Origin of the sequence: Schaalia canis (genome assembly GCF_003858455.1) — a bacterium.
GTDB lineage: Bacteria > Actinomycetota > Actinomycetes > Actinomycetales > Actinomycetaceae > Pauljensenia > Pauljensenia canis.
In genome coordinates this window covers 82,759-94,508 of record NZ_RQZF01000003.1, presented here as the reverse complement: position 1 = coordinate 94,508, position 11,750 = coordinate 82,759, and the positions used below count along the sequence as shown (strand labels likewise).

Genomic DNA, 11,750 nt, shown 5'->3' with positions numbered 1-11,750 from the left:
GGACACTCCATGCCCCACGCACTTCACGGCCGCCACTTCCTGCGCGAACTCGACTTCACCCCCGCAGAATGGCGCTCCCTCATCGACTTGGCTGCTGAGCTGAAAGCCGCGAAGAAAGCGGGCCGCGAAGAGCAGACGATGAAGGGCATGAATATCGCCCTCATCTTTGAAAAGACCTCCACCCGCACGCGCTGTTCTTTCGAGGTCGCCGCCTACGATCAGGGGGCGAACGTCACCTACCTTGACCCGTCTGCCTCGCAGATCGGCCATAAGGAATCCGTTGCTGATACCGCCCGCGTCCTGGGCCGCATGTTTGACGGCATTGAATACCGTGGGGACCTGCAGTCCAATGTCGATATCCTCGCTGAATTGTCGGGCGTGCCCGTGTGGAATGGGCTGACCGACGACTGGCACCCCACGCAGATGCTGTGCGACTCGCTGACCATGCTTGAGCATGCGGGTGGACGCGACCTTTCTGAGATCTCCTACGCGTACGTTGGTGATGCTCGCTTTAACATGGGCCGCTCGCTGCTGATTAACGGCGCGTTGATTGGTGCTGATGTGCGTATCGTTGCCCCGAAGGCGCTGTGGCCCGATGAGGAATGTATCGCCCAAGCTCACCGTGTCGCTGAGGAAACTGGTGCACGGGTGACGTTGACGGAGTCGGTTGACGAGGGCGTCGCGGGGGTGGACTTTGTCCACACCGACATTTGGGTGTCCATGGGTGAGCCCAAGGAAGTGTGGGATGAACGTATTGCCATGCTGCGTGACTATCAAGTGAACGCTGCGCTGATGGCGAAGGCTGGTCCGCAGGCGAAGTTCATGCACTGTCTGCCGGCCTACCACGATCGCAATACCGTCATTGGTGAGCAGCTTTACCAGGCTACGGGCATGGATGGGGTTGAGGTCACTAATGAGGTCTTCGAATCGGAGGCGTCGATCGTGTTTGACCAGGCGGAGAACCGTATGCACACCATCAAGGCTGTGATGGTGGCTACCCTGGGTCGCTGATCCCCGATATTTCAGGGATCGTGCCCTATGCAGGGTGCTGGGTGAGGCCGGCACCCTGCATTCACTTTTCTCTCGTTACTACTGACCGTCGATGCCAGCCTGCTGGGTTGGTCAACAAGTGAAGGACACAGGACATGCGTATCGTGGCAGCTTTGGGAGGCAACGCCCTGCTTCAACGAGGCCAGTCATCCGATCATGCGCCCCAGGTAGAGAACGCCCGCATTGCTGCCGAACAGCTTGCCCAGATTGCCCGCCAGCACGACCTGGTGGTGACCCACGGTAACGGCCCGCAGGTGGGGGTTTTGGCGGCTGAGTCATCGGCTGACCCGCGTTTGAGTGAACCCTATCCTTTTGACACTCTTGTGGCGCAGACCCAAGGCATGATCGGCCACTGGTTGGTGCAGGGCCTGCAGGAGGCCTTGCCGCATCGCAATGTTGTTGCCCTGGCTGGACGCACGGAAGTACGCGCCGATGATCCAGCTTTTAGCGCGCCAACGAAGTTTATTGGCGAAGTCCTGAGCGCCGATGAGGCTCAGGCGCTTGCGCAGGAGAAAGGCTGGGTGTTCGCTGCCGACGGCCAGTACATGCGTCGCGTGGTGCCCTCTCCGACTCCTCACGCTATTGTCGAGGCCCCCGCGATCCGTATGCTTGTCAACGGCGGTTTCGTGGTGGTGTGCTCAGGTGGGGGAGGGATTCCCGTCGTCCGTGACGAGCGCGGCCTCATGATGGGGGTTGAGGCTGTTGTCGACAAGGATCTCAGTGCAGCCTTGCTTGCCCGCGAACTTGAGGCCGATATGCTCATTATTGTCACTGACGTTGATGGCGTGTACCTGGACTATGGCACGGATGCGGCTACTCGCGTTCAACAAGCAACACCACGGCAGTTACGTGCCCTTCAGTTGCCTGCTGGGTCAATGGGCCCCAAGGTCGAGGCCGCCTGTGCCTTCGTGGAGGCTACCGGTAAGCGTGCGGTTATTGGTTCCCTCCATGAGGTGACGGCGCTGGTAGAAGGGCGGGGCGGAACTCTTGTGGTGCCCTCAACGGACAACGACAGGTAACCTCGTTCTTTCTGAATATTCCCCCAACGCGCCCTGCATATTTTCGCGAGTGGTCAGTTCTATGCGACCTCTCGCGAGCAGTGGGAGCCGAAAAGGGGACGCTGCCGTTAGGATGAGGAAATGACTTCAACCGCATCTATCGCCACTGTCAACCTCAACGGCATCCGAGCCGCCGCAAAAAAGGGCCTCCACGAATGGCTCGAACGCGAGGCACCCGCTGTTGTTCTCATGCAGGAAGTGCGCGCCCCCGAAGATATCGCTGCCGAACTGATGGGCGAAGAATGGGACACAATCACCGTTCCCTGCCGTATTAAAGGCCGCGCCGGCGTTGCTATCGCCGCGCACAAGGAACGCGCAAGCATCGACCACGACTCCCTTCGAACGATCCTGGACGAGGACGAAACCGATGCCGACTCAGGACGCTGGGTTGAAGCAACTGTTCACTTCGCTGGTGGAGGCACGGTTCGCGTCATCTCCGCTTACTTCCACTCCGGCGAAAAAGACACCCCCAAGCAGGAAGCCAAAATGGCCCACCTGCCCCGCATCGGTGCCCGTCTGGCGCAACTGCACGCCGAAGCAGCCAATGGCGGACCCGAGGTTGTTGTGGGTGGCGACTACAATGTCGTGCGCTCCGAGAAAGACATTAAAAACTGGAAGCCCAACCACAATAAGCGTTCAGGCGTGCTTGATGAGGAAATCACCTTCCTTGACCAGTGGGTTGACGAAGGCTGGCATGACGTCACGCGTGACCTTGCCGGTGACATCCAAGGTCCCTACACCTGGTGGTCCTGGCGCGGCCAAGCCTTCGACAACAATGCTGGCTGGCGCATCGACTACCACTACGCCACCCCAGCCCTGGCCGCCCGTGCCCAAGCATTCCGCATTGACCGTCCTGACAGCTACGATCTGCGTTTCTCCGATCATGCGCCCCTGACCATCGATTACGCGCTTGACTGACAGACAAAACAAACGCCCTCGCAAGATAATGCTTGCGAGGGCGTTTCATTGTTGAGAGGGCTACGCAGATGGAGCCTGCCCCTCAAAGTTTGCGTCCTGCTCTTTGACGCCTGCGCGCTCTCGAAGCTCAGCCTCACTGAGTTCCTCATCGGCAGGGGAGGGCGCCGCATCGGCCTCGCGCTCCTCATCAGTGGGCTCGGTGCCGCCGCTTTGCTCTCCCGCAGTATGGGAATCCTCGCCGGTGGTAGGCGTAGCAGCGTCCTCGCGGTGTGGCGCTTGCTCAGGAATGTCGTGTTCTGCGGGCAGGCCGGGCAGGGTCGAAACGACAGAATGATCGGCAGTGGTCGCATCATCGGCGGTGAGGTTATCTGCCGCTTTGGTCTGCTGCCGGGCACGAGCCTCGTTACGCTGGGCGATCTCTGAAGGGCCAAAGAGCCACGAACGTAGCGTGCGCTTCGGCGGGATGTCAAAGAAAGGCAGGGGAGAAGCAGGCAGGGAAGGCGGGATCGGTGCCGGTGCTAGGGCGCCAGTAATCATGTGGCGAGGCCACTCCAGAGTGGTCGGCACCGACATGGTCACGTAATTGGGGCGCTCCTCAAAACGCATATGCTCCGGATCGCTAATCGGCAAAGCGCGCGGAGGGTTGGCAATCCACGCCGCAACCATGAGCGTCACTCGCATTTGAAGGTTGATCCACAAGACCAGCGTGATCAGTGTTGTGGCAGTAGTCAGCAGAGGTCCCGACACCGACGAGACGACGCTCGTACCCGCCACACGCAGAAGTGTCGAGGCCGTTGCCATGAGCACCAGGCCCCACACAAGATCCTTCTTGGGTGGGCGAATCCCAGCGACCACCTGCAGCAGGATAAAACCCACTCCCATGTACACAAGGAAAGGCACCAGCAACGACAGCAACCACACCACCGCGCTACTAACAGGGGTGGGGTCAATGGAGAACACGCTAAAAAGCCAGTCGCGCGCAACATCAACGATCAGGCCCACGCCCACACCCAGGAGGAGAGACAGGGCAAGGCCCAGCGCGCCCACAAGGTTACGCAGGTAGAACTTCACAATGCTTTCAGGGAGTACTACCAGGCCAAAGATCGTGCGCAGCGAACGTCCCAGGCGTCCAACAAGACCCATGCCAGTCCATGCCATAACAAGGAAAGCAACGATCGAGGTTGGTGTCCACGCGGTTGAGGTCACCAGGTCATCAGGGTTAACGAGGCCGGGCGAAGAGGGGGTGTCAATGAGGCCGGGGAAGTTGGACGCAATCGCTTCCAGGGTTCCTGTGCGGATCTCATCGTAGGTGCCCAAGACGGCCATAAAAATCGTCCACGCAACGGTTAAGGCTGCCGTCAGGGAGATCAAGATCGTCAGGGCAAGGCCAGAAGCAATGAGATCTCCGTCAACACCGAAATAGCGCTCAAGTGTGCGCGCCAGGCGGGTTGTTGGCCACCATTGGAGGAGCTTTTGAAGCTTCTCACCCAAGGTGGGCGCGCTCAGAGCTTCACGCAAGGAGGGGGCAACCAGATGGGAAGCGGTGGCCGGAGGGGTACGAACAATGGGGGTGGCGGGAGTGTCCAAAGGGCGCTCCTTCACAGTAGGGGAGGTCAGTTGACCTCGAAATCAAAGAGGGCCATTGATGAGTAATGGCCGGAGGCATCAACGCGATCAAGTCGAAAACCGGGTACCTTCCAGGATGCTTCAAAATCCGTGGTGGCGTCTAGTGCAGCATCGAGAGATGCGTCATCAAGACCGTGAGCCAAGGTCACATGAGGGTGGTACGGGAAACGCAGATCAATGTCGAGGATGCCACTGCGAATATCCTCAGCAAGCTCGGTACATTCCTGTGCGCCACCGTCAACCTTGACGAAGGCAACGGGTGAGACTGGCCGGAAGGAATCAGAACCGCGCAAAGTCACCGTGAAAGCTTGATGGCGTTGGGCGATGGTGGACAGGTGGTGGATGAGGGCCTCGCGGTCACGTGTATTCACCGCTGTTGGCGGTAGGAGCGTGATATGTGCGGGCACCCGATTTGCCTGCTCATCCCCTAAAGAACGGCGCAACTCTGTCAAGTGTGTCACCCAGGGTTCAGGGATCGCGATGATAATGCCGATCCACTCCTGCCCGTCGGCAAGGGGAGGAAGATACATAGCGACCTTTTCTGATCGGGTTTCCACATAGAGGCTCTCAGTGAACATCAAGGCGGAGACGATGAATCGTTAACTTTATGAGTGTACAAAGCGCAGCCGCCTGTCGGGGCCGATTTGGAGAGTTTAACAGCAAGCCAAGCCGCGCAGATGGCTGAAGAGCAGCAATAAATGCCCTAAACTTGATCTAAAGTGAGCGAATTCGCAGATTAGAGGCATTTTGTTATTACATGACCTTGTGGAGATACTCTCATTACAGGCTGTGCATGTGACAAACGCTGATCCTGTAGATCGCCCCCTTTGCGACAATAAAAGCTCAAGAACACTCGAAGCAGAGCGACATCAAAAGAAGTGTGGTGACCATGACGAACACCCCCGACATCATCTGGACCCCCGCAGCCTCCACCGAAGAAGGCGCACGCAACGCCCGCGAACTCTTCACCCGCATCTTCGGCGGCGAGGCCGAGGGCGTATGGCGCGCCCCCGGACGCGTCAACATCATCGGTGAACACGTCGACTACAACGGCGGCCCCTGCCTTCCCATCGCCCTGCCCCACGCCGCCTACGTCGCCGTCCGCCCCCGACCAGACCGACGCGTACGCCTCGTCTCCCCACAAACCGTTGACGCCGTCGACGAACTCAACCTCGACACCATCGGCCCCGCGGGCAGCGAAGGTGAAGTCAAAGGCTGGGCCGCCTACCTCGTTGGCGTCGCATGGGCCCTCGAACAAGCAGGCTACGGGCCGCTCACTGGCTTCGACATCGCCCTGTGGTCCTGCGTGCCACTGGGAGCAGGCCTCTCCTCCTCAGCAGCACTGGAATGCGCCACCGCCGTCGCCCTCGACGACCTAGCCGGACTCGGCCTGGCAGGCACCGTTGAGGCCCCCAATAAGGAAGGCCGCGGAATCCTCGTCACCGCATCCCGCCGCGCAGAAAACGACATCGCCGGAGCCAACACCGGCGGCCTCGACCAGAGCGCATCCATGCACTGCACCCACGGACACGCCCTCGTCCTGGATTCGCGCGACATGAGCGTGCGCCAAACCCCCTTCGACATCGCCGCCAGCGGCTGCGAACTGCTGGTCATCGACACCCGAGCCCCCCACCAGCTAGTCGACGGCCAATACGGACAGCGCCGCGCAGACTGCGAAGCCGCCGCCGCTATCCTCGGCGTTAACCTGCTGGTTGACGTCGAGGACTACGAGGCCGCCATGACGGCACTGGCCGACAACGCCCCAGAAGAAGACCGTGAACGTTTGCAAGCCCGCACCCGCCACGTCCTATCTGAGATTGCCCGCACCAAAGCATTCATCGACATCCTTGAATCCGAACCGCTGCTCAGCGAAGAGAAACTGCAGGTCCTGGGTGGTCTGATGAATGATTCGCACGACTCCCTACGCGACGATTACGAGGTCACCGTCCCCGAACTGGATGTAGCCGTTGACGTCGCACGCGCTCGCGGCGCCTACGGAGCGCGCATGACAGGCGGCGGCTTTGGCGGTAGCGTGATCGCCCTGGTGAAGACGGAACAGGCTGAAGAGATTGCTCGCGCTGTGACCGAGGCTTTCGCGGAGCGTGGGTTTGCTCAGCCGCATGTGTTCGTGGCAACCCCGGCTGACGGGGCTGGCCGCGTCGAATAAGGCTGACTTTTCTTCGTCGCAAGATGGGGGTGAGGCTTCCCGGTTGGGGCCTCACCCCTTTCTTGTGTCCTTTGTTTCCGCCTCGCCTGTTCCCGGTTAGTTACTGGACTGTTCCTGTAAATTTCCCGCGAGTGGTCGCATGGAGATGACCACTCGCGGTGAACTCTCAGGTACAGGTGACCACTCGCGGGAAAAGTTCAGGTTTGATGAGGAGTCTGAGGCTCAGCCGACGAGACACGAGATACGAGGCGCGAGATAAGTCAGACAGAGAGGAGAATAGGGAGGCGCGAAAGGAAGAGGGGGCCAAGATCACAAGCTGGGCAATTGTGCCCACCCCCGCGGGCAATGGCAGAATCGAGCATATGACTTCGCAGCCGTGGCTCATCGTTGGACTGGGCAATCCCGGAGAGCAATACGCACAAACCCGCCACAATGTCGGACACCAGGTCATTGATGTGCTGGCCCGCCGCGCCGGGACCTCCCTGGTACGCCACCGTAGCCGCACCCACATGGCTGACATCCGCCTGGGCGTGCTCCCCGGAGGCAACCCCGGACCGCGCGTTATCATCGCCAAATCCGACAGCTACATGAACACCTCGGGCGGCCCCATTTCCGCCCTGGCAAAATTCCTGGGCGTGGGCCCTGACCAGCTCCTAGTCATCCACGACGAGCTTGACCTGCCTCCACACCAGATGCGCCTCAAGCTCGGTGGGGGCGAGGGCGGACATAACGGCCTCAAGTCCCTCTCCCAACACTTCGGCACGAAGGACTACCACCGTCTGCGTATGGGCATCGGGCGACCGCCAGGGCGTCAGGATGCCGCTGACTTCGTCCTCGCGCCCCTTCCCGTGAGAGAACGCCCCGACTGGGAGGTGTTCTACGAGGAAGCCGCCGACGTCGTAGAAGAAGTAGTGACTGTGGGCTTTAGTGAAGCCCAGCAGCGCCTCCACTCCCGCACTTAAGCCCTCATTTCGCGAGTGGTCGCTTCGAAGCGACCACTCGCGTTATCAGCATACATTCAGGTTTTGCGCCCCGGTGTGGGGCACAGATCGTCAGCAGATTCAGTCAGCACTGAGGCCAACTGCCCGCCAGCGGCCAGCAGCGAAAGGACCCCCGCATGAAGATCACAGGCCTGGCCCCCATCCTCGCCAGTGACCCCGCCTTCAGCGAAGCCCTGTCCTCCATGCGGGCCCGCCACGACGGCACCCTCGTCGCCCCCAGCGGCATCCGCCCCGCCCTCGCCGGAGCAGTCGCCAACCAAGGCACCTTCATCGTCTACCTCACCGCCACCGGACGCGACGCCCACATCGCCGCCGAAGCCCTACGCGCATGGACCGACAACGTCGCCATCTTCCCCGCCTGGGAAACCCTGCCCCACGAGCGCCTCTCACCCCAAGTGGACACCATGGCCACACGCATCGCCGTGCTCCGCCGCCTTGCCCACCCCACCCCAGGCGACCCCCATGCGGGCCCCATCAACGTCCTCGTCGTCCCCGTGCGCGCCCTCCTTCAACCCATCATCACCGGACTAGGCGACCTCGAACCCGTGCGCGTCCGCCCCCGCGACATCGTCGACCTGCCGGGCCTCGTTGCGCGCCTGACCGCCCTGGGCTACCAGCGCGTCGACATGGTTGAATCCCGCGGCCAGATCTCCCACAGGGGCGGCATCCTCGACGTCTTCCCCCCACAAGAAGCCCACCCCCTACGCATCGAACTCTGGGGCGACGAAGTCGACGAAATCCGCGCCTTCTCCGTCCAAGACCAACGCACCCTCGGCACCGCCCCCGACGGACTGTGGGCTCCGGCCTGCCGTGAGCTCCTCCTCACTCGCGAGGTCCGCACCCGCGCCGCCCAAGCCGCCAGCCAACTGCCCGGTGCCGCCGAAATCCTCGCCCTCGCCTCCGAAGGCATTGCAGCACCCGGCCTCGAATCCCTCGCCCCCATCCTCGTGGGCGGCATGGACTCCCTCGCAGATCTTCTACCGGCCGACGCTGTCTTCCTCATGTCTGACCCGGAGCGTGTGCGAGCCCGCGCCGCAGACCTGGTGGCCACCACCGACGAATTCCTCGCCGCAGCATGGTCTGTGGCGGCTGGCGGGGGAGACGTCCCCCTCGAGGCCGGTAGCGCCTCCTTCCTCGAACTCGACGACATTTGGGGCGGGGGAGCGGCCCCCACCGCCGAGCGCGCATGGTGGGAACTCACCGATCTCCCGCCCGCCGCCCTCGCTGACGCAATCGGTGGTACTGACACTTATGGTGACAGCGCTTTTGACGCCTCCGCTTTTACCGCCAGCGCCGCAGACAGTGCGAGCGTCGAGGACGACGTCCTTGCCTCCTCCGGCGCCCTCCTTACCCGCGAGACCCACGCTGCCATCGCCTCACCCACCCTCATGGCCATTGGCGCCCGCGACGTGCGCCCCTACCGTGGTGACTTCGCCAAAGCCTCCGCCGACCTTGCCGACCTGGCCAGAGCCCGCTGGCGCATCCTCGTCACCTCCGAAGGCCCTGGCCCCGCCCGCCGTATCGCCAGCATCCTTGGCGAGGCAGGAGTGGGTGCACGCCTCGTTGATGACCTGACTCACACCCCTGACGAAGGCCTCGTCTACGTCACGTCGGCAGGCGCAGGGAAGGGCTTCGTCGCTGCAGACCTCAAACTCGCGGTCCTCACCGAATCTGACCTCAGTGGTCGCGTCGGGGCGACCACCCGCGACATGCGCCGTATGCCCTCACGCCGACGCAAAGGCGTTGACCCCCTTACCCTGCAGCCCGGCGACTACATCGTCCACGAGCAGCACGGCATCGGACGCTTCATTGAGATGGTGTCACGCACGGTGGGCCGTGGCGACGGAGCAGTCACTCGCGACTACCTCGTCATCGAGTACGCGCCCTCTAAACGAGGCCAGCCCGGCGACCGCCTGTTCGTCCCTACCGACTCCCTCGATCAGATCTCGAAGTACACCGGTTCAGATCAGCCAGCCCTGACGAAGATGGGGGGCGCCGAATGGGCTAAAGCCAAAGCGAAGGCGAAAAAAGCGGTCAACGAGGTCGCCAAGGAACTCATCCGCCTCTACGCCGCACGCCAATCGACACGCGGACACGCCTTCGCCCCAGACACCCCCTGGCAGCGAGAACTCGAAGACGCCTTCCCCTACGTCGAAACGCCCGACCAGCTCGTCACCATCGACGAGGTCAAGGCCGACATGGAAAAGTCCGTGCCGATGGATCGCCTCCTCACCGGCGACGTGGGTTACGGCAAGACGGAGATCGCTGTGCGTGCCGCCTTCAAAGCCATCCAGGATGGCAAGCAGGTGGCCGTCCTCGTGCCCACCACGCTACTCGTCCAACAACACGTCGAGACCTTCACTGAACGCTACGCGGGTTTCCCGGTCACGATCGGCTCCCTCTCACGCTTCACCACCGCCAAGGAGGCCGAAGACATCAAAGAGGGCCTGACCTCGGGGCGGGTTGACCTGGTCATTGGCACGCACTCCCTGCTGACGGGCACCGTACGTTTCAAGGACCTGGGGCTGGTCATTATTGACGAGGAACAGCGCTTTGGCGTTGAGCACAAGGAAACACTCAAGGCCCTGCGCACGGACGTTGATGTGCTCTCCATGTCGGCCACACCCATCCCACGCACCCTGGAAATGGCGGTGTCGGGGATTCGCGAAATGTCGATCCTGCAGACCCCACCCGAAGAGCGTCAGCCTGTGCTGACCTTCGTTGGCAGCTACACGGATGCACAGGTCAGTGCGGCAATCCGCCGTGAGCTCTTGCGTGACGGGCAGGTGTTCTTCGTCCACAATCGTGTCGAGAGCATTAATAAGGTGGCCGCACATATTCAAGAGCTGGTGCCAGAGGCGCGTGTGCGCGTGGCTCACGGGAAGCTCTCTGAGCAACAGCTTGAACGGGTCATTGTGGACTTCTGGAACCACGACTTCGACGTGCTCGTGTGTACAACCATTGTTGAAACCGGCCTGGATATCTCCAATGCGAATACGCTCATTGTCGACCGTGCTGATGCTTTTGGGTTGTCCCAGCTCCACCAGTTGCGCGGCCGCGTGGGACGAGGCCGCGAACGCGCCTACGCCTACTTCTTCTACCCCGGCGATAAGACACTGACCGAGACAGCGCATGAGCGTCTCAAGACTATTGCCATCCACTCAGACCTGGGCTCGGGTTTGGCTGTGGCCCAAAAGGACCTGGAGATTCGCGGTGCCGGAAACCTGCTGGGTGGCGCGCAGTCAGGGCACATCGAGGGCGTGGGCTTTGATATGTATGTGCGTATGGTTGCTGACGCCGTGGCTGCCTTCAAGGGGGAAAAGCCCGCTGAGAAGGCTGAGGTCAAGATGGATCTGGCGGTGGATGCCCACATTCCGGTGGATTATGTGGATTCTGAGCGCCTTCGCTTGGAGGTGTACGCCAAGATCGCTGCCTGCTCGACGCTCGAACACGAGGCCGACGTGCGCGAGGAGTTGGCCGACCGCTATGGGCCGCTGCCTCGCGAGGTGGAGCTGCTTTTTGCTGTTGCGCGCATGCGCGAGATGCTGCGAGGGGCGGGGATTGCCGAGGTCGCCACACAGGGCAAGTACCTACGAGTGGCCCCCGTTGAGTTGGCCGATTCGCAGGTCATGCGTTTGAAGCGTCTGCACCCTGGGGCTGTCATTAAGGCGGCGGTGCGCCAGGTGCTGGTGCCCTTGCCGCTGACCGCTCGTATTGGTGGGGAGCCTGTTACTGACGAGGCACTGCTGGAGTGGGTGGAGAACCTCGTCATGAAAATCCTGGTTCCGTTTAGCCAATAGTTGACGGCTGAAGGATCGCAGCCAGTAGTGCGCTGATCAGGTGTTTTGTTGCCGCTGACTTATGGGATGACGTGCAGGTGTCCTTTGAATGTCTTGTCTATTTTTCGCGAGTGGTCGCATTGAAGCGACC

8 protein-coding genes are annotated in these 11,750 nt (G+C 61.5%); 6 read left to right on the top strand and 2 right to left on the bottom strand.

What is annotated here, in order from left to right:
• Positions 1–9: 9 nt before the first annotated feature.
• The 3 genes from argF (at position 10) to EII11_RS04460 (ending at position 3,026) form a co-directional block, all read left to right on the top strand.
• Positions 10–1,011 carry an ornithine carbamoyltransferase gene (argF, locus tag EII11_RS04470; RefSeq protein ID WP_124869208.1) on the top strand — a complete coding sequence of 334 codons (1,002 nt, stop codon included), beginning with the start codon at positions 10–12 and terminating at the stop codon, positions 1,009–1,011.
• Positions 1,012–1,145: 134 nt separating this feature from the next.
• Positions 1,146–2,069, top strand: coding sequence for a carbamate kinase (locus EII11_RS04465; RefSeq protein WP_124869205.1), 924 nt, complete (start codon positions 1,146–1,148; stop codon positions 2,067–2,069).
• A 120-nt stretch (positions 2,070–2,189) separates the two neighbouring features.
• The gene (locus EII11_RS04460) at positions 2,190–3,026 is read left to right on the top strand and encodes an exodeoxyribonuclease III (RefSeq protein WP_124869202.1); all 837 of its coding nucleotides are present in this window, start codon (positions 2,190–2,192) and stop codon (positions 3,024–3,026) included.
• A 60-nt stretch (positions 3,027–3,086) separates the two neighbouring features.
• Here EII11_RS04460 and EII11_RS04455 read toward each other — a convergent pair whose 3' ends face one another.
• Both EII11_RS04455 and EII11_RS04450 read right to left on the bottom strand, forming a co-directional pair.
• Positions 3,087–4,613 carry a YihY/virulence factor BrkB family protein gene (locus tag EII11_RS04455; protein ID WP_165867061.1) on the bottom strand — a complete coding sequence of 509 codons (1,527 nt, stop codon included), beginning with the start codon at positions 4,611–4,613 and terminating at the stop codon, positions 3,087–3,089.
• Positions 4,614–4,639: 26 nt separating this feature from the next.
• On the bottom strand, positions 4,640–5,182 hold the full coding sequence (locus tag EII11_RS04450) for a 2'-5' RNA ligase family protein (protein WP_124869743.1): 543 nt from the start codon (positions 5,180–5,182) through the stop codon (positions 4,640–4,642).
• Positions 5,183–5,541: 359 nt separating this feature from the next.
• Between EII11_RS04450 and galK the strand changes: the two genes are divergently transcribed.
• The 3 genes from galK (at position 5,542) to mfd (ending at position 11,620) form a co-directional block, all read left to right on the top strand.
• Positions 5,542–6,819 carry a galactokinase gene (gene galK / locus EII11_RS04445; protein WP_124869196.1) on the top strand — a complete coding sequence of 426 codons (1,278 nt, stop codon included), beginning with the start codon at positions 5,542–5,544 and terminating at the stop codon, positions 6,817–6,819.
• A gap of 362 nt (positions 6,820–7,181) precedes the next feature.
• A complete protein-coding gene (gene pth, locus EII11_RS04440; protein WP_124869193.1) occupies positions 7,182–7,781 on the top strand; it encodes an aminoacyl-tRNA hydrolase in 600 nt (199 codons plus the stop codon).
• A gap of 155 nt (positions 7,782–7,936) precedes the next feature.
• Positions 7,937–11,620 carry a transcription-repair coupling factor gene (gene mfd, locus EII11_RS04435; protein WP_124869191.1) on the top strand — a complete coding sequence of 1,228 codons (3,684 nt, stop codon included), beginning with the start codon at positions 7,937–7,939 and terminating at the stop codon, positions 11,618–11,620.
• Positions 11,621–11,750: the final 130 nt, after the last annotated feature.